Below are 24,960 nucleotides of genomic sequence, written 5' to 3' on the forward strand. Positions count from 1 at the left end.
GTGAAACGCTGGCTATTTGCGGCACCCCTGTTGCCGCAGGTCGGACCCGAGGTCAACCGTGACGCAACATCACGGCAAGACCGACCCGTCCGCGCGAAACATTCTGTCCCGCCGGCGACAGGCCGCCGACCGCAAACGGCATGACCCCTTGCATTTCGGGGTGTCATCGGGTGAGGTGAGGCAGCATTGACCGAAGTCATGGATCGTGTCCCGATCCGTGGCTTCTTCTTTTACTGTGGAATACCGATGGAAAAGATCCCGATGACCCGGCGCGGGTTCGATGCGCTGGATGCGGAACTGAAGCAGCTCAAGACGGTGGACCGTCCGGCGATCATCCGCGACATCGCCGAGGCGCGCGAACACGGCGACCTGTCCGAGAACGCCGAATATCACGCCGCGCGCGAGAAGCAGGGCTTCATCGAGGGCCGCATCAAGGAGCTGGAGGGCATCCTGTCGCTGGCTGATGTCATCGACCCATCGAAACTGTCCGGCCCGGTCAAGTTCGGCGCGACGGTGACGCTGGTGGACGAAGAGACCGACGAGGAAAAGACCTACCAGATCGTCGGCGAGGTCGAGGCCGACATCGAGAACGGGCTTCTGAACATGCGCTCTCCGCTGGCTCGGGCCCTGATCGGCAAGGAAGAAGGCGACAGTGTCGAGGTCAAGACGCCGGGCGGCACCCGGTCCTACGAAATCCTGTCGATCCGTTACCTCTGATCCGGGGGCGCCCTGGTGAAACCGCCGCATGATCCCATCAAGGTCGCAAGCGGGCTTGGATCCGGCCCCCTCGCGCAGATGAACGACCCGCCAAGCCGCGGGATGGAGATCGCGGGCGTCGCCCTCAGCCTCGTCTGGGTCCTGCTGATCCTGGTCTATGTGCTGGTCACGCCCCCGGGCAGCGAGACCCGCACCCTGGGCCTGATCATGACCCTGCTCATGGTCTTCCTGCCCATCGCGCTGATCTGGGCGGTGGTCATCACCCTGCGGTCGATCAGGGAGCTCCGCGCCGAGGCGAAGCGGCTGCAGGCAACGGTCGATGCCATGCGGTCCAGCTATGTGCAGGCACAGGGGCAGCCTTCGGGGCTGACCCCGGCGGTAGAAAAGAAGATCGACGAGATCGCCGCCTCGACCAAGCAGGCGGAAACGGTGCTGGCGACCTTCTCCTCGCGTCGGGACGCGACCCTGTCGGTGCCCTCGGCCGACCGCAAGGCCGCCCTGGTCCAGCCGCGCCCGGAACCTGCCGCCGAGGAACCGACCCTGGCGCTGGGCACCCCGCCCGAGGAGTTCCGCCCGCCGCTGTCGGTGGCAAGCTTCATCCGTGCGCTGCAATTCCCCGAGACGCCCGAGGACAAGGAGGGCTTCCGGGCCCTGCGCCTGGCGCTGGAGGACCGGACCTCGGCCAAGCTGATCCGCGCGGCGCAGGATGTGCTGACGCTGCTCAGCCAGGACGGCATCTACATGGACGACCTGCAACCCGACATGTGCCACCCGGAGCTTTGGCGGCGCTTTGCGGCTGGCGAACGCGGGCGGTCGATCGCGGCGCTGGGCGGCATCCGCGACCGGGCCTCGCTGGCGCTGACAGCGGCGCGGATGAAGTCGGACCCGGTATTCCGCGACGCCGCGCACCATTTCCTGCGCGCCTTCGACAAGGCCTTCGCGGCCTTCGAGCCGAACGCCACGGACGCCGAACTCGTCGAGCTGGCCGACACGCGCACGGCGCGGGCCTTCATGCTGTTCGGCCGGGTGACCGGGACGTTCGACTGATTTGCCGAGAGGCGAAACTTTCGTCCGGTTGGGATCCCGGAAAGCGAACGGCTTTCCTTTTCGATGGCCAATCGTCGCAGGGGGATGAAACCCTGTTCCAGTCGGCATATGTTCCGCGCCAGACAGAAGTCCAATCGAACGAGGTTACTCATGGCCGTCCGCATCAACGACGTTGCCCCCGATTTCACCGCCGAGTCCACCGCCGGCACCATCCGGTTCCACGAGTGGCTGGGCGACAGCTACGGTATCATCTTCAGCCACCCGCGCGACTTCACCCCGGTCTGCACCACGGAATTCGCCGCCGTGGCGCAGTTGGCCGCCGAATGGAAGAAGCGCAACACCAAGGTGATCGGCGTGTCGGTGGACAGCGTGCAGGACCACGAGAAGTGGAAGCGCGACATCGAGGCCTTCGGCGGCGCTCCGGCCGATTTCCCGATCATCGACGACACCAGCCTGACGGTCGCCAAGGCCTATGACATGCTGCCCGCCGACTACTACCTGCCGACCGAGGGGCGGACGCCCGCGAACTCGGCCACGGTGCGGACGGTCTACATCATCGGGCCGGACAAGAAGATCCGCCTGTCGATGACCTACCCGATGTCGATCGGCCGCAACTTCGCGGAAATCCTGCGCGCGCTGGACGCGGTGCAGAAGACCGACGGCGTGCCGCTGGCGACGCCGGCGAACTGGGTTCCGGGGCAGGACGTGATCGTTGCGCTCGCGCTGGACAACGACCAGGCGAAAGAGCGGTTCGGCGAACTGGACATCAAGCTGCCCTACCTGCGTTTCGCCAAGTCCCCGGCCTGACCGACCCGCTGCCGCCGCTGCGGGCGGCCCGCCGCCGTGAGGACCGGCGCAGGGGCAGGGCACCTTTCGGATGCCGGTGATCCGCGGGCGTTTCTGCCCGTTCGCTTTGCGGGTTGCCAGTTTCCCGGGCAAACCGCCCGGTTTCTGGTCGCCGGGCGTGGTGTTGGCGGGCTGCACCGGGTGCCCGCTGCGGTCGGGCGAGGACACGGCATGCGCGGGCCGCTTAGCTGGGGCCGTCATGCTGATGGATCTGCCCCGCCCCCCCTGTCTTGGCGCCTGTCGAGCGCAGCCATGGCCTTGCGCGGGTGGACTTCCGCCTGGCGGCCTCGGAGACCCGTCTGGCAGGGTTGCGGCAGAAAGGCTCGGCCAAGGCCTTCGTGCATCCGGTGGCGCAGGGGCCGGAGGCGGTGTTCCTGAACACCTCGGGCGGGATGACCGGCGGCGACCGGCTGGCCCTTGCGCTGAGCCTGGCCGCGGGTTCTCGCGTGACGGCCACGACCCAGACGGCGGAACGGGCCTATCGGTCTGATGCCGGCATCGCGCGTGTCACGGTGAGCCATGAGCTTGGCGCGGGTGCGCATCTCGACTGGCTGCCGCAGGAGACGATCCTGTTCGACGCATCGGCGCTGGAGCGTGTGACGACGGTGCGGCTGGCTGCGGGTGCGTCGTGCCTCCTGCTGGAGGCGGTGGTCCTCGGCCGCGCGGCGATGGGCGAGGCGGTGCGGCGGGTCAGCCTGGTGGACCGCCGGCAGGTCCTGCGCGGCGACGTTCCGGTGCTGGTCGAGCCGTTGCGACTGGTGGACGCGGCCCTGTCGGCAGGGCCGGGCGTCCTGCAGGGCGCGCGGGCCTTTGCCAGCCTTGCGCTGGTGGCCCAGGGGGCCGAGGCGCGGGTGGCGGCGGTGCGGGCGGTGCTGGACGAACCCGGCGTGTCGGCGGGGGCCTCCGGCTTCGACGGCAAGCTGACGCTGCGCCTGATGGCGGCGGACGGCCGGCCGCTCTGGCGGCAGATCCTGCGGGTGCTCGAGGTGCTGCGCGACGGCCCCCTGCCCCGCGTCTGGCGGATGTGAGGAGACGCGATGAACCTGACCCCCCGCGAGCGGGAAAAGCTTCTGGTCAGTGTGGCGGCGATGGTCGCGCGCAACCGGCTGGCGCGTGGCGTCAAGCTGAACCACCCCGAGGCGGTGGCGCTGATCACCGATTTCGTCGTCGAGGGCGCCCGCGACGGCCGCGCGGTCGCCGACCTGATGGAGGCCGGCGCCCATGTGATCCGGGCCGACCAGTGCATGGCGGGCATCCCCGAGATGATCCATTCCGTGCAGGTCGAGGCGACCTTCCCCGACGGCACCAAGCTTGTCACCGTCCACCACCCCATCCGTTGAGAGGCCCCCGATGCAACGCCTTGTCCTGGTCCTTATCCTTCTCCCTTCTGCGGCCCTGGCCCATCCGGGCGACCATCATGCCACGGGCCTGCTGCACCTGCTTGTCGAGCCGGACCACCTGGCGATGATCGCCGCCGCCGTGGCCGTGCTCGGCTATCTTGTCTACCGATGGGCGCGGTCATGATCCCGGGCGAGATCCTCCCCGCCGCAGGCGACATCGAACTGAACGCCGGCCAGCCCGTCACCGTGCTGATGGTGGCCAATACTGGCGACCGGCCGGTGCAGGTCGGCAGCCACTACCACTTTGCCGAGACCAACGCCGCGCTGTCCTTCGACCGCGCCGCCGCCATGGGCCAGCGCCTCGACATCCCCGCCGGGACCGCCGTCCGCTTCGAGCCGGGACAGAGCCGCGAGGTCCGGCTGGTTCCCTACGCTGGCGCACGGGTGGTCTTCGGGTTCAACCAGAAGGTGATGGGGCCGCTGGGATGACGCTTGACGCAAGGGCAACGGGCGGGAAACGCTGGGCTTTCCAACCAACAGGGAGAAAGCCCCATGTGTGACGCCTGCCTGATCGAGAACATCAAGTCCTCGATGCTGTCCCGCCGCGCGCTGTTCACCGGCGCGGCGGCGACCACTGCCGCGGTGATGGCCTCTGGCCTGACCACGGCGAAACCCGCCCTTGCCCAGGCCGCGGGCAAGGTGGTGGACCTGACCCATGCCTATGACGGGTCCTTCCCGACCTTCGACGGCAATCCCGGCATCCTCTACGACCCCGCCGTGAAGTTCGAGGGTAACGGTTATCAGTTGTGGAAGCTGACGATCTACGAACACACCGGCACCCATATCGACGCACCGCTGCACTTCACCGCCGACGGCACCTCGGTCGCCGACCTTGCGCCGGAGCGGCTGGTCTGCCCGCTTTGCGTCATCGACCTGACCGCGAAGGCTAAGGACGACGCCAATGCGATGGTGGAGCCCGCCGATCTGGAAGCCTGGGTCAGCGCCAACGGCGAGATCCCGGCGGGGGCCTGCGTGGCGCTGAACTCGGGCTGGGCGGCCAAGGTCGGCAGCCCCGATTTCCGCAACACGCCCGATGGCAAGCTGGCCTTCCCCGGTTTTTCCAAGGCGGCGACCGACATGCTGGCAGCGATGGACGTGGCCTGCATCGGGGTGGACACGCTGTCCTTGGACCCCGGCAACTCGGCCGATTTCGCGGTGCATTTCAGCTGGCTGCCCGGCGGGCGCTTCGGGATCGAGAACATGGCGAACCTCGACCAGTTGCCGGCCAAGGGCGCCACGGTCTTCATCGGCGCGCCGAAGCACAAGCAGGGCACCGGCGGCCCGGCCCGCGTGATGGCGGTGCTGTGATGGCGACCGTCCCCCTTCTGCGGGACGAGGAGGCGGGGGCCGAGGCCCTCGCCGTCTTCGCCGACATCCGGGCAAAGCGGCAGACGGACTACGTCAACAACTTCTGGCGCGCGCTGGCGCATGAGCCGGCCTTGCTGAAGGCCGTCTGGGACAGGGTGCAGGCGGTGATGGCGCCCGGTGCGCTCGATCCCCTGGTGAAGGAGATGATCTACATTGCCGTCTCCGCCGCCAACGGCTGCGACTATTGCGTGCATTCCCACACCGCAGCCGCGAAGGCCAAGGGGATGTCACTCGCCCAACATGGAGAGTTGCTATCGGTCATCGCGCTGGCCGCGCAGACCAATGCGCTGGCCACCGCCCTGTCGGTGCCGGTGGACGACCGGTTCCAAGCATGAGGAGAGCTTGCCCATGTATCCGATGATGACCCCGGCCCAGTGGATCGCGCTGTCACTGAGGACCGGGATGATGCTGATGGAAGCGCAGATGGTGATCGGCATGCGGATGCTGGGGATGATGGGCATGTGGCGCGTCACACCCTCGGAAACCGCCCGGATGTCGTCCGAGAAGGTGGCAGCGGCCGGCGAGTCGGCCCTTGCCGCCTCGCGGGCCGTGATGGCCGGCAAGCCGCCCGCCGCGATTGCCGACCTCGCGCTGAAGCCCATCGCCCGCCGCACCCGGTCCAACGCCAGGCGCCTGGCCGCCCGCGGCCCCGGCAAGCCCTGAGAGGTCACGATGCCCGCCACGATCCGTCGCGCCGATTATGCCGCCATGTATGGCCCCACAACGGGCGACAGGCTTCGGCTGGGCGACACCGACCTGATCGTCGAGGTGGAGCGGGACCTGACGACCTAAGACGAGGAAGTGAAGTTCGGTGGCGGCAAGGTAATCCGCGACGGCATGGGGCAGTCCCGGGTCTCGCGCGCGCAGGGCGCGATGGACACGGCCATCACCAATGCGCTCATCATCGACCACACCGGCATCTACAAGGCCGACGTCGGCCTGCGCGACGGGCGGATCGCCGCCATCGGCAAGGCGGGGAACCCGGACACCCAGCCCGGGGTGACCATCGTCATCGGCCCCGGCACCGAGAGATCCCGGTCGGGGCGGCAGGGTGATATGTCCCCGGCGGGCGCAACAGCCATGTGGCGAGCGCCATCATGACCATCACCACTGCGAAGGTGGCCGGGGTGCCCCATATCGCCGCCTGCTCTCCGCCCCGGCCCGGCATCGGGATCCCGCCCGCGATCCTTTACGCGATGGACCTGTGCGGGGCGGACGTGATCCTGAACCTTGGCGGCGTGCAGGGCGTGGCGGCCATGGCGCACGGCCATTTCGGGCTGCCGAAGGCGGATATCCTGGTCGGCCCCGGCAACCAGTATGTCGCCGAGGCGAAGCGGATGCTCTTCGGCCAGGTCGGCATCGACATGTTCGCGGGCCCGACCGACAGCATGGTCGTGGCCGATGCCGGAGCGGACGCCGAGATGGTGGCGGCCGACCTCGTGGGGCAGGCGGAGCATGGCTACAACTCGCCGGTCTGGCTGGTGACGGATGACGAGACCTTGGCGCAGACGGTGATCCGCCTGGTGCCCGGTCTGATCGAGACGCTGCCCGAGGTGAACCGCGAAAGCGCCCGCGCCGCCTGGGACAACATGGCCGAGGTCATCCTTTGCGCGGACCGCGAGGAGATGGCCCAGGTCGCCGATGCCCAGGCGCCCGAACACCTGCACGTCCAGGCGCGGGATCTGGACTGGTGGCTCGACCGGCTGCGCGCCTATGGCTCGCTGTTCCTGGGCGAGGAAACCACGGTCGCGTTCGGCGACAAGACCTCGGGGCCGAACCACGTCCTGCCGACCTCGGGCGCGGCGCGTTACACCGGGGGGCTTTCGGTCCACAAGTTCATGAAGACGGTGACCTGGCAGCGCGCGACCCGAGCCGCCGCCCGTCCCCTGGCCGAGGCCACGGCCCGCATCTCGCGGCTGGAGGGGATGGAGGGGCATGCCCGGTCGGCCGACATCCGGCTGACGAAGTTCTTCCCCGGCGAGACCTTCGACCTTGCAGCCGCGAAACTGGCCACGACCTGAGGACCGATCCCAGGACAGGCGGAACGGAAAAGGCCCCGGTACGGCGCACCGGGGCCTTCGCGTTCACGCCAGAGGACGGGCTCAGCCCTCGGCGGCTTCTACCTTCTTCTCGACGATTTCCTCGCCGGTCTCCTGGTCGACCATCTTCATGCCAAGGCGCACCTTGCCGCGGTCGTCGAAGCCCAGAAGCTTGACCTTGACCTCCTGGCCTTCCTTCAGCACCTCGTTCGGGTGGTTCAGGCGCTTGTTGGCGATCTGGGAGACGTGGACCAGACCGTCGCGCTTGCCGAAGAAGTTCACGAAGGCGCCGAAATCGACCAGTTTCACCACCTTGCCGGTGTAGATCTGGCCCTCTTCCGGCTCCGCCACGATCGACCAGATCATGTCGTAGGCCTTCTTGATGGCCTTCTGGTCGTTCGAGGCGATCTTGATCACGCCGTCGTCGTTGATGTCGACCTTGGCGCCCGAGGTTTCCACGATCTCGCGGATGACCTTGCCGCCCGAGCCGATCACTTCGCGGATCTTGTCGGTCGGAATAGTCATCGTCTCGATCTTCGGCGCGTATTCGCTGAAGCCCTGCGGCGCGCTGATGGCCTTGGCCATCTCGCCCAGGATATGCAGACGGCCGTCCTTGGCCTGGGCGAGCGCCTGCTTCATGATTTCCGGGGTGATCCCGGCAACCTTGATGTCCATCTGCAGCGAGGTGATGCCCGTCGCGGTGCCAGCGACCTTGAAGTCCATGTCGCCGAGGTGGTCCTCGTCGCCGAGGATGTCGGTCAGCACGGCCCAGGAGCCGTCCTCTTCCAGCACCAGACCCATGGCCACACCGGCGACGGGGGCCTTCAACGGCACGCCCGCGTCCATCATCGAGAGCGACCCGCCGCAGACCGAGGCCATCGAGGAGGAGCCGTTCGATTCGGTGATCTCCGACACGACGCGGATCGTGTAGGGGAAATCGGTCGGCGCCGGCAGCACCGCCTGCAACGCGCGCCAGGCAAGCTTGCCATGGCCGATCTCGCGACGACCGGGCGAGCCCACGCGGCCAACTTCGCCGACCGAATAGGGCGGGAAGTTGTAGTGCAGCAGGAAGTTCGAGCGGTAGTTGCCGTTCAGCGCGTCGATGATCTGCTCATCCTCGCCCGTCCCCAGCGTGGTGACGACGAGACCCTGGGTTTCACCCCGGGTGAACAGCGCCGAGCCGTGCGCCCGCGGCAACACGCCGGTTTCGCAGACGATCGGGCGGACGGTCCTGGTGTCGCGCCCGTCGATCCGGCGGCCGTGCTTGACAACATCGCCACGCAGGACCGCCGATTCCAGCTGCTTGATCGCCGGATAGAGGTTCGGGTCGGCCTGATCCTCCTCGGTCATCGCGGCCTTGATCGCCGAAACGGCGGCCTCGATGGCGTTGGTGCGTTCCTGCTTGTCACGGATCGCGAAAGCGGCGCGCATCTGCGCTTCGCCGGCGGCCTTCACCTTGGCATACAGGGCCGAGTAGTCCGGCGGGGTGAAGTCGAACGGCTCTTTCGCCGAGGCTTCGGCGAAGTCGATGATCAGGTCGATCACCGGCTGCATCTGTTCATGGCCGAACACGACGGCGCCGAGCATTTCCTCTTCGGTCAGCTCGTATGCCTCGGATTCCACCATCATCACGGCGTCCTTGGTCCCCGCGACGACGAGGTCCAGGCGCTGCTCGGGCTTCATGCGCAGCTGCGTCATGTCGTCCATCGAGGGGTTCAGCACATACTGACCATCGACGAAACCGACGCGCGCGGCGCCGATCGGGCCCCTGAACGGCACGCCCGAGATGGTGAGCGCGGCAGAAGCCGCGATCATCGCGACGATGTCGGGGTCATTCACCAGGTCGCAGGACAGCACGGTCGCCATGACCAGCACTTCGTTGCGAAAGCCCTCGACGAACAGCGGGCGGATCGGCCGGTCGATCAGGCGGGAAATCAGGGTTTCCCTTTCCGAGGGCCGCGCCTCACGCTTGAAGAAGCCGCCGGGGATCTTGCCGGCCGCGTAGTATTTTTCCTGGTAGTGAACAGTCAGCGGGAAGAAGTCCTGGCCTTCCTTCGCCGTCTTGGCAAAGGTCACGTTGGCCATCACCTGGGTCTCGCCCAGCGTCGCGATCACCGACCCATCGGCCTGGCGCGCAACTTTCCCCGTTTCCAGAGTGAGCGTTTCATTGCCCCACTGGATCGATTTCTTGGTCACATTGAACATGTATCGTTTCCTCTGGAGGTCCGGCCCCTGCCGGCACCCCCCACATCTGGCGGCCCCATTGCCGCCCTTCCCCCGTATCCTTTGCATGTGCCCCGGGGGCGGGCCTCACGTCTCAGATGGCGGGGGCCATACAGGAAAAGTCCTGCGAATGAAAGAACCGATGCGGGGGCGGGTCAGAAGATCGCATGCGCCCCACGGTCATCCGCCACCTCACCCCGGAGCATCGCGGCATAATGGTCCTCCAGCCGGTCGGTGCCGAACTCGGGTGTGGCGTCGGCGTCGTAGGCCCGGGTGGCAGGGTTCCACAGCAGCATGGATTCGGTCGCGTAGTAGCGCCCGATGCGGGCAAGTTGCGCCTTGGCCTTCAGCTTCGGCGACAGGGTGCCGAGGGCGGTCAGCAGTCCGACGATCCCGTGCATCAGCGCCAAGGGGACGCGCTTGATGCGGACCGGCTGGCCGGTCAGACGCTCCAGCATCGCGGCCTGGTCGAGGGGGGTGATCGCCGGACCCGGGCCGCCGATGGGCAGGATGCGGTTGCGCTTCGTCGGGTCGGTGAGGGTCAGGGCGAGAAAGCGGCCGAGGTCGGTGTCGGAGATCGGCTTGCAGGCGGTGAGGCGGCCATCGCCGAAAACGAGGAAGGGTTTGCCCCGCGCCACGCGCGGGACCTGGCCGGAGAGGGATTTGAAGAAGGCAGTGGCGCGGACGATGCTCCAGCCCAGAGGGGCAGCCTGCAACTCGGCCTCGAAGGCGAGTTTCGCGCGCTGGAAGTCGAGATGCGGTTTCTGCACGCAGATTGCGGAGAGGAGGGTAAAGTGCCGCACCCCCTCCGCAACGGCTGCCTTCAGCGCGGCCGAATTGGCGGCGTGGTCCACGGCCCAGGCGTCCTCTGGCTCGCCCGTGCGCGAGGCGAGGCAAGAGACGACGGCGTCGATGCCGGTCATCGCACCGGGAAGGGCTTCGGGCAGGTCGCCCCGGACCACTGTGCAGCCGGGCAGCAGGCTCGCATCGGCCGAAGGGCGGATCAGCGCAGTGACGCGGTGGCCGTCTGCCCGCAGCGCCCGCGCCGTTGCCCGGCCGATGGTGCCGGTGCCGCCGAGCAGCAGGATGGAAAGCGTGGCCATGCTGTCAGTCTAGCAGGACAGGGCCGACTGACAATCGGCGCAAACGAAAACGCCCGGCCGCAAGGACCGGGCGCATGCAGGCATCTAGGGCGATCAGATCGCCGACTTGATCCAGTTTTCCAGCGCGGCCTTCGGGGCGGCGCCGACCTTGTTCGACACGACCTGGCCGTCCTTGAACATGAACAGTGCCGGGATGCCGCGCACGCCGAGCACGGCGGGGCTGTCGGGGTTCTCGTCCACGTTGACCTTCACGATCTTGACCTTGCCCGCGTATTCGGCGGCAAGTTCCTCGAGCGCCGGGCCGATCTGGCGGCAGGGGCCGCACCATTCGGCCCAGAAGTCCACGACGACCGGAATCGGCGACTTGCGGACTTCGGCATCGAAGGTTGCATCGGTGACGGCGACAGTGGCGGCGCCCATGGTCGTTCTCCTGCGGGAATGGTCAGGCTAGAAACGTATGAAGGTGGGGTAGGAAGGTCAAGGGATCGTGGCACGGGCCAGCGCCTGCCTCACGATCTCGGGAGCAATCGGCATCAGCCGGGGTGCACGGGTCCAGAGGATCGCCGTCTCGATCCGCCTGCCGGGATGGATCTTTGCGACCATGTGCGCATAGGCGCCCAGCTGGCGGAGGAGGCCTTCGGGCACGGCCTCGGCCCGGTCGGGGATCACCGCGTTGGACTTGTAATCGACGATCAGCGCCCGGTCGGGGGTCAGGATCAGCCGGTCGATGGACCCCGCCAGGATGCGGCCCTGCCAGGGGGCGGTCAGGGCGACCTCGGCCAGGCTGTCCGGGCCGAACAGGGCCGCAAGCTCGGGATGGGTCAGCACCGCCCCGGCCTCGGCCAATGCGGCGGCGCGGTGGGCGGGATCGGGGATCAGCGCCTCGGCATGGGCAGCCCAGGTCGCGGGGTCGAGACCGGGCAGCCGTTCGAGGAGCAGATGCAGCGCGGTGCCGCGGCGTTTCGACTCTTCGATGTCGAAATCCGCCTCGCCCGGAAGCGCCTTGGGGCCGCCAAGGTCCGAGGGCGAAAGCACGGCCGCGGGACGACGGGGTTCGGGCGCGGGGCGGCTGGCCCAGTCGGGCAGCACCGGCAAGGGGGCCTGCGGTTCCTCTTGCCGAAGGGGGGCCGGCCAGCTGCCGTGGCTGTGGCGCAGGATGCCGCCTTCAAGCTCTTCGTGCCCCGCGGCCATCACCCCGGCCGAGATGAGCCGGTGCCAGGTCGAATCCTTCGTCACCTTGCCCGCGCCGGCCGCCACCAGCCAGCAGCGCGCCCGGGTCATGGCGACGTAAAGGAGGCGCAGCCGTTCCGCCGCCTCGCGTTCGGCCCTCTCGGTCCGCAGTCCCGACAACAGCGCGGGGCTGTCGGCTTCGGGCATCTTCCACAGCGCGGGACCGCCGGGGAGGGGCTGGATCTGGTCGCCCTGGCGCGGCGTATAGTCGGTGCATTCGGGCAGGATGACGATCTCGGCCTCCAGCCCCTTGGCGCCGTGCACCGTCATCACCCGGATCAGGTCGCCCGAGCCTTCGGCCTGCCGCTTGACCTCGACCTCGTCGGTTTCCATCCAGCTGAGGAAGCCGGTCAGGCTGGGCACCTCGGCACGCTCATAGGCCAGCGCCTGGGACAGAAGCTCGTCGATCCCGTCCTCGGCCTCGGGGCCCAGCCGGGCGACCAGTTTGCGGCGGCCGTCGTGGCGGTTCAGCACGCGCTCCAGAAGGTCGTAGGGACGCAGGAAATCGGCCTGATCGCGCATGTCGTCGAGGAAGGCGCGGGTCTCCGCATGCCCCTGATCGGCGCGCAGCGCCTGCCAGAGATAACCCGGCCGGGGCTGGGCAAGGCGGAAAAGGTCGGCCTCGCTCCACCCGCAGAGCGGCGAGCGCAGGACGCAGGCCAGCGACAGATCGTCCTCGGGCGTGTCGAGGAAGGCCAGCAGCGCCGAGAGGTCGCGCACGGCGAGTTCGCCGCCAAGGCGCAGCCGGTCGGCCCCTGCGATGGGCAGTCCGGCCTCCTTGCAGGCGCGGATCAGGTCGTGGAACACCCCGGTCCGGCGCTGGACGAGGATCAGGAAGTCGCCCGGCCGCACCGGCCGTTCGGTCGGCCCGCCCCGGCGCGCGGCCTGCGGGATCTGCGTGCCCTGGTCCAGCTGGTCGCGGATCCAGCCCGCGATCCGGCGGGCAAGCTGGATCTGCGCATCCTCGGGGTGGCGCATGTCCAGCGGTTCGTCCCAGGGGCCGGGATCGGGCGTGTCGGCCTTTTCCAGCACGGGCCAGACATCGACGCGACCGGCGAGGTCGGGGCTGATGGCGATGTGATGCGATCCGCCACCCAGCGCGGCCTGTTCGGCCGGGGTGAAGGTGGCATCGACCACGTCCAGGATCGCGGGAGAGGAGCGGAAGGAATGTTCCAGCACCCGGTCGTCCAGCCCCGGCCCGCCGGCGAGGCGCCGGGCGAAATGATCACGCATCCGGTCGAAGGCCGCGACATCGGCGCCCTGGAAGGAATAGATCGACTGCTTCTTGTCGCCGACCACGAAGAGCGTCCGGTCGCGCGTCGCGGCACCCTCTCCCGCGACCAGCTCGGCGGCCAGCTGCCCGATCAGTTCCCACTGTTCGGGGCTGGTATCCTGCGCTTCGTCCACGAGGATATGGTCGAGCCCCCCGTCCAGCCGATACAGCACCCAGGCCGACAGCGAGGGATCCTTCAGAAGGTGCAGCGCGCGGCGGACCAGGTCGTCGAAGTCGAGATAGCCTCGCGCTGCCTTGCGATCGGCGTACTCCTTCAGGAACACGACGGCGAAGTCGTGCAGCGCCACGGTCCGCTCGGCGGCGACAAGGGCCTTCTGCGCTTCGCGCGCATCCGCGACGCGCTGCATGAAATCGTCGAAGTCATGCACCAGATCGCCCATCGCGGCGCGGGCCTTCGCCGTCGGCACCTTGGCGAAGCTGGGCTGACCGTCCTGCTTCAGCAGCACCGCATAAAGCGCCTCCAGATCCCGCCGTGTGGGCGCCTGCCGGTCGATCGCCGCCAGCACGTTGGCCAGGCTCTGCATGGTCGGCGTGCCCTGCCGGAAAACAGGCAGGCACTGCGCGATCAGCCAGTCCTCCGAACCGTCGAAGGCAAGCGACAAGAGATGGCGGTCGTCCGCCACCTCGGGCAGGCCGAACAGGCGCAGCGCGCCAGCCCGGTCGAGCGGCGGGTCGAAATGCGCGCGGCGGGCGGCGATGGCTTCGACGAGGGCGCCGAAATCCTCGCCGTTCTGCACCTCGGTCATCCGGCGCACGACATGGGCCTGCGGCCCGTCGGCCATTTCCTCGACGATCTCGGCCCGCATCAGCCGCCCGGCGCGGTCGTCCATCTCCACGAAACCGGGCGAGACGCCGGCCTCGAGCGGGAAGCGGCGCAGCAGGCTGGCGCAGAAGCTGTGGATGGTCTGGATGCGCAGCCCGCCCGGCGTCTCGATGGCGCGGGCGAACAGCTGGCGCGCGCGGGCCAGCCGGTCGGGCGTCAGGTCGCCCTCGCCCAGTTCGGACAGTTCCCTGCGCAGGGCCTCTTCGGGCCGCATCGCCCATTCGCCGAGGCGCTGGAACAGGCGGTTCTGCATCTCGGTCGCGGCGGCCTTGGTGTAGGTCAGGCAGAGGATGCGCGTCGGATCGACCCCGTTCAGGAGAAGCCGCGCGACGCGGTCGGTCAGCACTCGGGTCTTGCCCGACCCGGCATTGGCCGAGAGCCAGGTGTTGCACGCAGGGTTGGCGGCGGCGATCTGACGGGCGAAGGCTGCGGTCATTCCAGGGCCTCGGGCGCGGGGTCGTCGGTCATCTCCCATTCGCCGAAGCGGGAGAGGTGGTCGTAGTCGCTCGGGTCGCTTGCCTTTTCCAGCGCGCGGCGGGCGGTATAGCCCTGGGAAGGGCGGAAGTAGCTGGCCATCAGGCCGCCGAAACGCTTCCAGATCTCGGCCACCTGGCCGGGTTCCAGAAGGATCTCCTCGGTCTTCAGCTGCGCCTTGAGGCCGACATAGACGACCCGGGCGACCTCGGACGGATCAAGTCCGCGGAACCCGCCGCCTTCGGCCATGGCGGCCAGCAGCAGAAGCTGCTTGTCGAAATGCTCCTGCTGCTTCTCGGTCGGCGGAGCGCCTGTCTTGTAGTCGATCAGCAGAAGCCGCCCGTCCGCCAGCCGGTCGATCCGGTCGGGCTTGCCGGTCAGGGTGAAGTCGAGCCCCGGCAGCCGCAGCGCGCCCTTCTCTTCCAGCAGCACCGGCTGTCCGCCAGTCGTGGCCGAAAACTCCAGGAAGGCATCCGCTGCCTTGGCCAGCCGCGACAGCCAGATCGTCCGGGCCAGGGGCCAGGCGACGCGGGCGGCCAGCACCTCTTCGGCGATGGTCAACAGGGTCTGGCGGTCCCCGCCGCCCTGTTTCAGGAATCGCTCGAGGATCTCGTGCAGCACCGTGCCGCGCAGGCGGGGGTCGGGCTCGGGGCGCAGGGGGTCGAGCGGGCGCAGCTTCAGCACATGGCGGGCGTAGATCGCATAGGGGTCGCGGATCAGCGTCTTGATCTCGGTCACCGAAAGCTGGCGCGGCCGGGCGTGGACGGGCGGTCGAGGCGAGGGGCGGCGGGCCGGAGCGACGCGCGGGGCGGCGTCGAAGGCCTCGGCCAGGCGCAGCCAGTGCGCGCCACGGTCACGCATCGCGGCCAGCGCCTCGGTCCCCTGCTGGTCGGGCAGGCCGGCGAGCAGGTTCACCAGCCGGTTCAGCCAGCGCGAGGGCACGGTTTCCGCCTCGGTCCCCCGCTTCGCCCGGGTCAGGACGACGCGCGGGGCTGCCACCGCCTGCTGCCAGTCATGCGCCGAGAGGCCGATCTGGCGTTCGGGCAGCAGAAGCCCGGCCTCCTTCCGCATCGCGCGGTTCAGCCAGGGGTCCGCCGGCGGCTGCGCGGGCCAGGTGCCATCGTTCAGCCCGCCGAGCACGACCAGATCCGCCCCCTGCACCCGCGCCTCGAGCGTGCCCCAGATCATGATGCCTGGGTGCAGCCCCTCGGTCTCGCGCACCTCGTCGCGGTTCAGAAGGCCGAAGATCAGCCCGGCATAGTCCGAGGCCGTCAGCGTGCCTGCCGCCGGGGCCTCGGAGGCAAGCTCGCTCATCGCCGCTAGCGCCTTTTCCCCGGCCTCCTTCTCCCACAACGCGCCGCTGCCTGCCGCATCGAACCCCGCCGCCAGCCGTTCGGCCAGCCGCAGATGCCGCGCGACGAGGTCAGCCAGCGGCAGGCGGCCCGCGATCTCCTGCCCGCAGAGCGTTTCGGCCAGGATCGCGGCCCAGTCCCCGGCCCGGTCGATCCGCGAGCGGGCGGCCCATTCATGAAGGCTGTCTGCGGTGGGGAAGGCCGGGCCGTTGCGGCGGATATGCAGCTCGAACTCGCGCGTCAGGATCAGGTGCTGGCCGCGCTCGCTGCCGGAAAAGGCCAGCGGATGTTTCAGAAGCGCCAGAAGCGCATCGGCAGTCAGCCTTTGGCCGAACAGCGCCGCGACCTGTCGCAGGAACCGCCCGGGCGCCGACAGGGCCAGCGGCCGCCCGGCGGAATCGTCGGGCCGGATGCCCCAGCGGTCCAGCGCCGCCGAGACGCGCCGGGTCAGGTCGCGGTCGGGCGTGATCAGCGCGGCGCGGGTGCCGGTCTCGGCCGCCTCGCGCAGGATCAGGGCGATGGCCATGGCCTCGGCCCGGGGGGTCGGGGCCTCGACCAGGGTCAGGCCCCGCGTGGCGGCGGGCAGGTCGCCGAGTGCGGGCCCGTCGGCCAGCCACTGATGCGTGACCGGCGCAGGGCGCAAGGCGAGCGAGACCAGCCGGTTCCGCGCCGGATCGGGCGCGGGGGTCGCGGTCCAGGGCCGCACGTCCTGCGGGCCGAAGCCCAGCAGGTCCATCAGCCGGCGGGTGCGGAACTGGGGGTGGTCCTCGGCGGTCAGCACGTCGTCCATGCCCTGCCAGACCTCGGGCGGCAGGTCGAAGTCATGACCCGGCAGCACGATCGCCCCCTGCACCAGCCCTGCCACCGCCTGCATCAAGAGCGCCGTCGTCCCGCGCGAGCCGGTGGAGCCGGCGAGGATCACCGGCCCCGGCGGCGGGTGGCGGGTCCAGCTCTCGGGCAGGCTGGCCACGGCGCGGCGCAGGTTGGCTTCGGCATCGGGCGCGTCGCTCGATAGGGCCTCGGCGACGATGCCGAGGAAGGCCTGCGTCCGTGCCCAGTGCGTCGAATGGTTCGCCACGTCCAGCGCCGCGATGCGGTCGGGCGCGACGCCTTCGCCCTGCATCTCGGCCATCAGGTTGGCCAGACTGTCGGCCAGATCGAAAAGCGCCGCGCGCGGGAACTCGGTCGCGCCCCCGTCCAGAAGCTTGTCGAGCAGCACCGACAGCACCAGCCGCCGGCGAAGGGGCGAGGCCGGGCGCGGCAGGGCCAGGTCGGACAGGAGCGCGGCCTCGGTCACCAGCATCAGGCGCGGCAGGAACCGGGCGCCCCGCGCCAAGAGGCACTCGGTCACCCGTCGCCGCATGCGCTGGGTGTTCAGGATCAGCGTGACCTTCGCCATGGCCTCGGGCGCTTGGCCGGCCATGCGGTCGATCAGCCCGGACACCAGCTCGGCCGGGAAATCGGCGCCAGGCGGAAGGGCGAAGATCGGGAGGGGCTCAGCCATGGCGGGCAGAGTGCAGCAGGGCTTCGGCCTCGGCAATCCCGGCGGGGTGGCCGACATCGCACCAGTCGCCGGGATGGAGGACGCCATAGGCGGTGCCGGCGGCGATCATCGCATCCCAGGGCCGGTTCAGCGAAAAGACCTCGTCGGGCATCGCGCCTATGCGATCCGGCTTCAGGATCTGGGCGCCGATATAGACGTGATCCTCGCCCCCCTGCCCGCGCGACAGCCGCCCCGAGGCGTCCAGCCGGAAATCCCCCTTCGGCCCGTGTGCCCGCGCGCGGTGGAGCGGGAGGAGAAGGAGAAGCGCCTCCATCCGGCTTCCGTCCCAGGCGGCGGCGAGCGTGCGCAGGGGGTTCGGCCCGGTCCAGATCCCGTCGCTGTTCAGCACCGCCACCGGCCCGTCGCCCAGCAGCGGGAGCGCGGCCTTGAGCCCGCCGCCGGTTTCCAGGATCAGCCCGGCCTCGTGGCTGATCGTCACGCCGCGCCCCGCAAGATGGGCCGCCATCTGCTCGGCCCGGTAATGGGTGTTGACGACGATCCGGCCCACGCCGGCCGCCTGCGCCACGTCCAGCGCATGGTCGATCAGCGCCCGGCCCGCGACCGGGATCAGGGGCTTCGGCCGGTCGGCGGTCAGCGCGCCCATCCGGGTGCCGAAGCCCGCGGCGAACAGCATCAGCGGGAAGGGGTAGGCGGACATGCGGCGCGGATCCTTCTTAGGGTTTCGGAGCCTGGCGTGGGCAGAAGCCGGTCACAGACGGCACGCAGTCCGGCCAGGGCGGGATGGGCGAGGTTCTGTTGCAGCTGCCCCCAGACGCGCGGGATCAGCGGCAGATAGCCGGGCTTGCCCGCGACGAGCGCCAGCCGCACGAAGACCCCGAGGATGCGCAACGCCCGCTGCGCGCCAAGCGCGGCGTAGTGGGCGGCAAAGGCCTGCGGATCGGCCCCGGTTGCTGCGACGAAACGGGCGACCATCGCGGCCTCGGTGCCCTGCCCCACGTCGCGCCGCGCGTCCTGCAACAGCGAGACCAGATCATAGCCCGGCTGGCCAAGCTGGCCGAGCTGGAAATCCAGCAGCCCCACCCGCGCCAGCCCCGGCCGGGCGGGCAGCCAGATCAGGTTCTCGGCATGGAAATCGCGCAGGATCAGCACGCGCGGGCCGTCGGCATGGGCCTCAAGCACGCCGGTCAGGGTGGCCAGGAACTCCGACGGGTCGGGGCTGACGCCGGTCGCCGCGCGGGCATACCAGTCCAGCGCGAAGGTCGCCGCCTGCGCCCAGTCGGCGGCCGAGAGATCCGGCAGGCCACCGGGCGGCGGGGCGGACTGGAGATGCAGGAGGACATCGACGGCGGCGGCGTAGAGCTCGGCCTCGCGGGTCGGGTCGGCGGCGATCAGGCGGGCGAAGAGGTCGTCGCCCAGATCCTCGAGCAGCAGGAAGCCGCGCGGCAGATCCTCGGCCAGCACGCGCGGTGCGGACAGGCCCAGCCCGCGCAGATGCCGGGCCATGGTCGAGAAGGCCACCGGGTCGTCGGCCCCGCCGGGCGGATTGTCCATGAGCACGGCGGTCGCCGCGCCCAGCCGCAGCCGTTCATAGCGGCGGTCCGAGGCATCGCCCGCCAGATGCCGTCGCTCGGCCGCGCCCCAGCCGGCCCGGTCGAGGAAGGCAGTCAGCTCGGCCGCGCGATCAGCCATCGGCCAGCGCCCGTGCCAGCCCGTCGCGTCCGCCGAGGAGGACGGCACGGCGCCCCTCGCCCAGCGGTTCCAGCCGGATCGTCAGCGCACCCTTGGGGCGGTGGCTGCCCAGCCGGTCGGGCCATTCGACGAGGCAGATCGCGGTCTCGAAGGCCTGATCCAGCCCCAGTTCCCAGACCTCGTCCGGATGGGTCAGGCGGTAGAGATCCGCATGCCAGATCTCGCCGTCCGCATCGGGATAAACCTGCACCAGGGTGAAGGTCGGCGAGGGCACGTCCTCGGCCTCGCCCAGTCTTGCGCGGATGAAGGCGCGGGCCAGGCAGCTTTTCCCCGCGCCGATGGGACCCTCCAGCAGCACCACGTCGCCCGGTCGCGCCAGCGCCGCCAGCCTGCGGCCAAGGTTCTCGGTCGCGGTCGGGTCGGGCAGGTCAAGGGTAAGGGCAGGGAAGGGCGCGGCGGACATGCCGCGACTGTAGCCGTCCCTCCTGCCGCCGCAAGCCTCAGGCCGAAAGCTCTTGCAGCGGCCGGGTCTCGCGCACCGTGGTCAGGGGGGTTGCGACCTGGTGGCGGAAGGTGATCATCGTCGCCCCCCCGGGCAGCGGCCGGAAGCGGCAGGAGACCAGCCGTCCGTCCAGCAGCCGCACGTCGCCATCCCATGGCGTGCGGTCCCCGCCGCTGGTGACGAAGTCGGTCGCGTCGTCCCAGAGCAGCGTCGGCGCGGAATGCTCGCGCCACCAGGTCGAGAGCGTGGTGATGGTGGCTTCGGACAGAAGCACCTGCGGGTCATGCTGCCAGAGCTGGGCATAGGCCGCGTTCGACATCACCAGCTGTCCGCCCTGCGAAAACACCGCGACCCCGTCCTCGACCGCGTCGATCACCGACTGGCCCAGTTCCAGGTCCGCCCGGTAGCGGCGGGTGCGCGTCATCTCGTTCGAGATGTCCTCGAACATGAAGGCCAGGGCGCCGTTCGGATGCGGACGGCCGATGACGCGGTAGGTCTGGCCGCCCGGCAGGCTCCAGGTCTCCTCGAAGATGCCCATGCTGGCCTCTTCCTCTAGCCGTGCCAGCTGCTTGCGCCAGCTGCGATAGTCGCGCGGTTCCGGGATCATCGACCGGGCACGCATCGCGTCCAGGAAGGCGTTCAGCGAGGGCCGCGCGATCAGCATCTCGGGCGGAAGCCGGGTCAGGTCGGTCAGCGCCGGGTTGAACATCTGCAGGCAGCGCCCGCGGTCGAAGATCGCAAGGCCGATCGGCAGGTCGGCGAAGGTCTTGGTCAGCGTCTGCATGAACTCGCGCAGCGCGGTTTCCGCCTGCACCGCCTTGTCGGCCGCCTGCGCATAGCAGAGTACCTCGTCTCCCGCCGGCACCTGCACCAGGTCGAACCATTCCGCGCCGCTGGGCATCTGAAGCTTCAGCCGCGCCGAAGTGCCGGGGGCCCGGTCGAACAGTTTCGGCAGGGGCCAGGACAGATCCTCGCCTTCGGGCAAGAGCTCGACCGCGCGGATCAGGTAGGCATGGTTCGCCCATACCACCGCGCCATCGGCGGCCTCCTTCCAAAGCAGAACCGGTGCCCGCGACAGGATCGCGCGCTGGGTCAACACCTCGTTCTGGAGCGCCGCTGCCGTGGCGGTGTCGCAGTGGCCGGTCTGCGGGTCGGTCGGAAATCCGGCCTGACCGGCGTCCACCGCAAGATGCAGGAGACCCGAGCGCAGTTCGGCCTTGAGGACCAGCGGTGGACTGGTCCCGGGATGCGAGGCGATCCTGATCTGGCCGATGCGGGGAAGGTTTGCCAGCCGCTCTGCCAGGCCAGGAAAATCGGGGCCGAAGCGTGCCATGAACCGGCCCCAGGCGCGCTGGTCCTCGCCTTCCGGCAGCAGCGCGCGTGCCGCAGGCGAGGCGTCGATCAGCCGCTCTCCGTCGAACAGGAAGGCGATCTGCGCGGGGGTGGCTGCGAAGATGCTGGCGACCGGCGTCGGCTGGCGGTCGAGCCAGGCCTGCATCAGGATCAGAGCAGAAAGGGCGACCAGAAAGGCCGCGAGCACCATGCCCAGGATCATCGCAAGATCGCCCATTCCGAAAGCACCCCTGAAAAGGACTCAACTTTGAGCAACGCTAGGCGCCGAACGGTTAATTGCCGGTTAACCCGGGCTTCGGATCGGCACCGGCTCTCGTACACGGGCCGCCGGACCACCCTTTCGCAGAATGACGGCAGGTGATAGCCAGCCACGGCCATGACCACGCAACAGAACACCAGGGCCGGCATCTGGCTGATGATCGCCACGACGCTGGTCTTTGCCGCGCAGGACGGGATCTCGCGCCACTTGGGGTCGAACTACCCGGTCACGATGGTGGTGATGATCCGCTTCTGGTTCTTCGCGTTCTTTGTCATGGCCCTCGCCGCCCGGTCGCAGGGCGGTCTCGCCGCTGCCGCAAGGTCGCATTTCCCCTGGGTGCAGTTGGCGAGGGGTATGATCCTGGTGGCCGAAATCGCGGTGATGATGGTGGGCTTCGTCAAGCTGGGCCTGATCGAGGCGCATGCGGTGTTCACCTGCTATCCGCTGCTGGTGGCGGCGCTGTCGGGGCCGGTCCTTGGCGAAAAGGTCGGCTGGCGGCGCTGGACGGCGATCCTGGTGGGTTTCGCCGGTGTGCTGATCATCCTGGAACCCGGCTTTGGCGTCTTTTCGCCCTGGGCCCTCGTGCCACTGCTCGCGGCGGCCATGTTCGCGCTTTACGGGCTGCTGACCCGCTATGTCGCGCGGAAGGACAGCACCACGGTCAGCTTCTTCTGGACCGGGGTCGTCGGCGCCGTCGCCATGACGCCCTTCGGCCTGGCGCACTGGACCTGGATGACGCCGGGCGACTGGGGCTGGATGGCCACGCTCTGCTGCTCGGCGGCTCTGGGCCACTGGCTCCTGATCCGGGCCTTTGCGGTGGCAGAGGCCTCGGCGATCCAGCCTTTTGCCTATCTGCAACTGGTCTGGGCCAGCGGCATCGGGCTGGTGGTGTTCGACGAGACGCTGCGGACCAACGTCGCCATGGGGGCGGGGATCGTCGTGGCTGCCGGGGTCTTCACGATCTGGCGCCAGCGGGTGCGCGAGAAAGCTGCGCTGCGCCAGGTGCAGCCCTAGCGAGGATCAGGCGCGAGCCGCAGGACGAGCGGTCCCGGTTGCCCTGCGCAGGGCGCGCGCGTAAAAGCCTTGCCAGACAGAAGGAGACCGCCATGCCCGCGCCGAAACCCGTCGTCCTGTGCATCCTCGACGGCTGGGGCATCGGGCCGAACCCCGCGACCTCGGCCCCCGCGCAGGCGGCGGTGCCGACCTTCAACCGGCTCTGGGCGACCTGCCCGCATGCGACGCTGACCACCTTCGGGCCGGACGTGGGCCTGCCGACCGGGCAGATGGGCAATTCCGAGGTCGGCCACACCAACATCGGCGCGGGGCGCGTGGTGGCGATGGACCTGGGCGCGATCGACCTGGCGGTCGAGGACGGCAGTTTCGCGAAGAACCCGGCGATCCTGGACTTTGCCGCGAAGGTGAAGGCCGCAGGCGGCACCGCGCATCTGATGGGTGTCGTCTCGGACGGGGGCGTGCATGGCCATGTGAACCATGTCCTCGCCGCCTGCCGGACGCTGACCGCCCTGGGCGTCCCGGTCGCGCTGCATGCCATCACCGACGGGCGCGACGTGGCCCCCTCCTCGGCGCATGACTACGTCGAGGCCCTGGTGAAGCGCCTGCCCTACGGCGCGGGCATCGCCACGGTGACGGGGCGCTACTGGGCGATGGACCGCGACAACCGGTGGGAGCGGGTCGGCCGCGCCTACGACGGCATGATCCACGCCCGGGGGGAAACCGCGCCCGACGCGCTGACCGCGATCACGACCAGTTACGGCAAGGGCGAGACCGACGAATTCCTCGCCCCCACGGTGATCGACGGCTACCACGGCGCAAGGGATGGCGACGGGTTCTTCTGCCTGAATTTCCGCGCCGACCGTGCGCGCGAGATCCTGGCCGCCATCGGCGACCCGGCCTTCACGGCCTTCGAGACCGGCATAAGGCCGAACTGGTCGGCGCTTCTGGGGATGGTGGAGTATTCCGACCAGCACAACGCCTGGATGGCTACCGCCTTTCCCAAGCGCGTTCTCGTCAACACGCTGGGGGAATGGATCTCGAAGCACGGGCTGACCCAGTTCCGGTTGGCCGAGACCGAGAAATACCCGCATGTCACCTTCTTCCTGAACGGCGGGCGCGAGGAGCCCTACCCGGGCGAGGACCGCGCCATGCCGCCGTCGCCCAAGGTCGCCACCTATGACCTGCAACCCGAGATGAGCGCGGATGCGGTCTCGGATCGTTTCGTGGAGGCGATCGGGAAAGGCTACGACCTGATCGTGGTGAACTACGCCAACCCCGACATGGTGGGGCATACCGGGTCGCTGCCTGCGGCGATCAAGGCCTGCGAGGCGGTGGACCGGGGCCTCGGCCGGGCGCTGGAGGCGCTGGAGGCGCGGGGGGGCGCGATGATCGTCACCGCCGACCACGGCAACTGCGAGGTGATGGTGGACCCGGTGACCGGTGGACCGCACACCGCGCACACCACGAACCCGGTGCCGGTGATTCTCGTCGGCGGCCCGGCGGGCGCCCGGCTTCGGAATGGGCGGCTCGCCGACCTTGCCCCGACGCTTCTGCAACTGATGGGCCTGCCGCAGCCGCCCGAAATGACCGGACAGACCCTGATCGCATGATCCGCGCCGCGCTATTTGCCCTTTGCCTGACCGTGCCCGCCCAGGCCGAGACCGTGGCGGAACAGGCAGCGAGGGCGTCTGCCGACCTGCAGCGCGCTGTCGCGGCGCTCGAGACCGCAACCGAGGCGCGCGACCGGGTCGCCGCGCTCAGTCAGACGATCCGGGCCTACGAGGCGGGCCTTGGCGCGCTGCGCGGCGCCCTGCGCGAAGCGGCCCTGCGCGAATCCACCCTGACCCGCGCCTTCGAGGCCAAGCGCGACCGGATCGGGCAGCTTCTGGGTGTGCTGGCGACGATGGAGGCGAACCCGGGACCGCTGCTCCTGTTGCATCCCGACGGGGCGCTGGGCACGGCGCGTTCGGGAATGATCCTGGCCGATGTGACCCCCGCGCTGCAATCCGAAGCGCTGCGCCTGAAGGGAGAGCTTCAGGAACTGGCCGATCTGCGCGCCCTGCAGCTGTCGGCCGGCGAGGTGCTGGAGCGTGGACTTGCCGCCGCGCAGACCGCGCGCACCGCCCTGTCGCAGGCGATCTCCGATCGCACCGATCTGCCGCGCCGCTTCACCGAGGATCCCGAGGTGCTGAAGGGCCTGCTGGAAAGCGCCGACACGCTGGACGCCTTCGCTGCCGGCCTGTCGCCCGACAGCGCGGCCGGCAGCTCCTTTGCCGGGGCGAAGGGCACCCTGCCCCTGCCCGTGCTCGGCTCCGTCCTGCGCCGTCCGGGCGAGGCCGATGCCGCCGGTGTCCGCCGCCCGGGCGTGACGCTGGCCACAAGGAGCCACGCCCTGGTCACCGCCCCCTGGCCCGCCACGATCCGGTTTCGCGGCCCGCTTCTCGACTACGGAAATGTGATGATCCTCGAGCCCGGCGACGGCTATCTAATCGTGCTCGCGGGGATGGAAACCCTGTATGGCGAGGTGGGAGAAGTCGTGGCCGCGGAGGCCCCTCTCGGGCTGATGGGTGGGCCGGCGACCGGCACTGCGGAATTCGTGGCGCTTGGTCCAGATGGCTCTGGCGGGCGTGACACGGAAACGCTTTATATTGAACTCAGACAGGGCGCGGCGCCCGTGGACCCGATGCCGTGGTTCGCAGCCCTCGTCCGCACAGGAGAGTGAC

Annotated in this window: 22 protein-coding genes and 2 pseudogenes; 15 read left to right on the plus strand and 9 right to left on the minus strand. The window is 69.4% G+C overall.

The features are described from left to right. Positions 1–246 precede the first annotated feature (246 nt). The 12 genes and pseudogenes from greA to hisD all read left to right on the plus strand — a co-directional run. Complete coding sequence (gene greA, locus FL625_RS09215) at positions 247–717, plus strand: transcription elongation factor GreA (protein WP_149588375.1); 471 nt, start codon at positions 247–249, stop codon at positions 715–717. Between the two features lie 15 nt (positions 718–732). Further along, a complete protein-coding gene (locus tag FL625_RS09220) occupies positions 733–1,764 on the plus strand; it encodes a hypothetical protein (RefSeq protein ID WP_235019369.1) in 1,032 nt (343 codons plus the stop codon). Between the two features lie 150 nt (positions 1,765–1,914). Then, the gene (locus tag FL625_RS09225) at positions 1,915–2,571 is read left to right on the plus strand and encodes a peroxiredoxin (protein ID WP_149588377.1); all 657 of its coding nucleotides are present in this window, start codon (positions 1,915–1,917) and stop codon (positions 2,569–2,571) included. A gap of 248 nt (positions 2,572–2,819) precedes the next feature. Further along, positions 2,820–3,638: an urease accessory protein UreD gene (locus FL625_RS09230; RefSeq protein ID WP_149588378.1), complete on the plus strand. Its 819-nt coding sequence runs from the start codon at positions 2,820–2,822 to the stop codon at positions 3,636–3,638. A gap of 9 nt (positions 3,639–3,647) precedes the next feature. Beyond that, positions 3,648–3,950 (plus strand): urease subunit gamma, encoded by a 303-nt coding sequence (locus tag FL625_RS09235; RefSeq protein ID WP_149588379.1) that lies wholly within the window; start codon positions 3,648–3,650, stop codon positions 3,948–3,950. Positions 3,951–3,960: 10 nt separating this feature from the next. Then, entirely contained in the window at positions 3,961–4,134 is a 174-nt protein-coding gene (locus FL625_RS18225) for a hypothetical protein (RefSeq protein ID WP_200833917.1), read from the plus strand. Then, positions 4,131–4,439 (plus strand): urease subunit beta, encoded by a 309-nt coding sequence (locus tag FL625_RS09240; RefSeq protein WP_149588380.1) that lies wholly within the window; start codon positions 4,131–4,133, stop codon positions 4,437–4,439. Before FL625_RS18225 ends, FL625_RS09240 begins: the two co-directional genes overlap by 4 nt. A gap of 63 nt (positions 4,440–4,502) precedes the next feature. Further along, positions 4,503–5,318, plus strand: coding sequence for a cyclase family protein (locus tag FL625_RS09245; protein WP_149588381.1), 816 nt, complete (start codon positions 4,503–4,505; stop codon positions 5,316–5,318). Continuing rightward, entirely contained in the window at positions 5,318–5,713 is a 396-nt protein-coding gene (locus tag FL625_RS09250) for a carboxymuconolactone decarboxylase family protein (RefSeq protein ID WP_149588382.1), read from the plus strand. Before FL625_RS09245 ends, FL625_RS09250 begins: the two co-directional genes overlap by 1 nt. A 13-nt stretch (positions 5,714–5,726) precedes the next feature. Beyond that, positions 5,727–6,041 carry an antifreeze protein gene (locus FL625_RS09255; RefSeq protein ID WP_149588383.1) on the plus strand — a complete coding sequence of 105 codons (315 nt, stop codon included), beginning with the start codon at positions 5,727–5,729 and terminating at the stop codon, positions 6,039–6,041. A gap of 9 nt (positions 6,042–6,050) precedes the next feature. Then, positions 6,051–6,407 (plus strand): annotated as a pseudogene (gene ureC, locus FL625_RS09260) (urease subunit alpha); the annotation flags it as partial. Next, positions 6,404–7,399, plus strand: a pseudogene (hisD, locus tag FL625_RS09265) (histidinol dehydrogenase); the annotation flags it as partial. The pseudogenes ureC and hisD, both read left to right, overlap by 4 nt. Before the next feature lie 81 nt (positions 7,400–7,480). Here hisD and pnp read toward each other — a convergent pair. The 9 genes from pnp to FL625_RS09310 form a co-directional block, all read right to left on the minus strand. After that, on the minus strand, positions 7,481–9,622 hold the full coding sequence (gene pnp / locus FL625_RS09270; RefSeq protein WP_149588384.1) for a polyribonucleotide nucleotidyltransferase: 2,142 nt from the start codon (positions 9,620–9,622) through the stop codon (positions 7,481–7,483). Between the two features lie 173 nt (positions 9,623–9,795). Then, positions 9,796–10,743, minus strand: a complete 948-nt coding sequence (locus tag FL625_RS09275) for an NAD(P)H-binding protein (protein WP_149588385.1) — start codon at positions 10,741–10,743, stop codon at positions 9,796–9,798. 93 nt (positions 10,744–10,836) lie between these two features. Then, on the minus strand, positions 10,837–11,163 hold the full coding sequence (gene trxA / locus FL625_RS09280; protein ID WP_149588386.1) for a thioredoxin: 327 nt from the start codon (positions 11,161–11,163) through the stop codon (positions 10,837–10,839). A gap of 57 nt (positions 11,164–11,220) precedes the next feature. Beyond that, entirely contained in the window at positions 11,221–14,526 is a 3,306-nt protein-coding gene (gene addA / locus FL625_RS09285) for a double-strand break repair helicase AddA (protein ID WP_149588387.1), read from the minus strand. After that, positions 14,523–17,420: a double-strand break repair protein AddB gene (addB, locus tag FL625_RS09290; protein WP_149588388.1), complete on the minus strand. Its 2,898-nt coding sequence runs from the start codon at positions 17,418–17,420 to the stop codon at positions 14,523–14,525. The genes addA and addB overlap by 4 nt, the downstream gene beginning before the upstream one ends. Next, a complete protein-coding gene (locus tag FL625_RS09295; RefSeq protein ID WP_149588389.1) occupies positions 17,413–18,117 on the minus strand; it encodes a nucleotidyltransferase family protein in 705 nt (234 codons plus the stop codon). The genes addB and FL625_RS09295 overlap by 8 nt, the downstream gene beginning before the upstream one ends. Continuing rightward, positions 18,093–19,109, minus strand: coding sequence for an aminoglycoside phosphotransferase family protein (locus FL625_RS09300; RefSeq protein ID WP_149588390.1), 1,017 nt, complete (start codon positions 19,107–19,109; stop codon positions 18,093–18,095). Before FL625_RS09300 ends, FL625_RS09295 begins: the two co-directional genes overlap by 25 nt. Continuing rightward, positions 19,102–19,572 (minus strand): tRNA (adenosine(37)-N6)-threonylcarbamoyltransferase complex ATPase subunit type 1 TsaE, encoded by a 471-nt coding sequence (gene tsaE, locus FL625_RS09305; RefSeq protein WP_149588391.1) that lies wholly within the window; start codon positions 19,570–19,572, stop codon positions 19,102–19,104. The genes FL625_RS09300 and tsaE overlap by 8 nt, the downstream gene beginning before the upstream one ends. A 37-nt stretch (positions 19,573–19,609) precedes the next feature. Next, positions 19,610–21,181, minus strand: coding sequence for a PAS-domain containing protein (locus FL625_RS09310; protein ID WP_149588392.1), 1,572 nt, complete (start codon positions 21,179–21,181; stop codon positions 19,610–19,612). A 159-nt stretch (positions 21,182–21,340) separates the two neighbouring features. Between FL625_RS09310 and FL625_RS09315 the strand changes: the two genes are divergently transcribed. The 3 genes from FL625_RS09315 to FL625_RS09325 all read left to right on the plus strand — a co-directional run bounded on the left by FL625_RS09315 (position 21,341) and on the right by FL625_RS09325 (position 24,959). Then, positions 21,341–22,237, plus strand: coding sequence for a DMT family transporter (locus FL625_RS09315; RefSeq protein ID WP_149588393.1), 897 nt, complete (start codon positions 21,341–21,343; stop codon positions 22,235–22,237). 92 nt (positions 22,238–22,329) lie between these two features. Next, positions 22,330–23,847, plus strand: a complete 1,518-nt coding sequence (gene gpmI / locus FL625_RS09320) for a 2,3-bisphosphoglycerate-independent phosphoglycerate mutase (RefSeq protein ID WP_149588394.1) — start codon at positions 22,330–22,332, stop codon at positions 23,845–23,847. Continuing rightward, positions 23,844–24,959: a murein hydrolase activator EnvC family protein gene (locus tag FL625_RS09325; RefSeq protein WP_149588395.1), complete on the plus strand. Its 1,116-nt coding sequence runs from the start codon at positions 23,844–23,846 to the stop codon at positions 24,957–24,959. Before gpmI ends, FL625_RS09325 begins: the two co-directional genes overlap by 4 nt. The last annotated feature ends 1 nt before the right edge of the window (position 24,960 follow it).

It is taken from the genome of Tabrizicola flagellatus (genome assembly GCF_008271465.1).
GTDB lineage: Bacteria > Pseudomonadota > Alphaproteobacteria > Rhodobacterales > Rhodobacteraceae > Tabrizicola > Tabrizicola flagellata.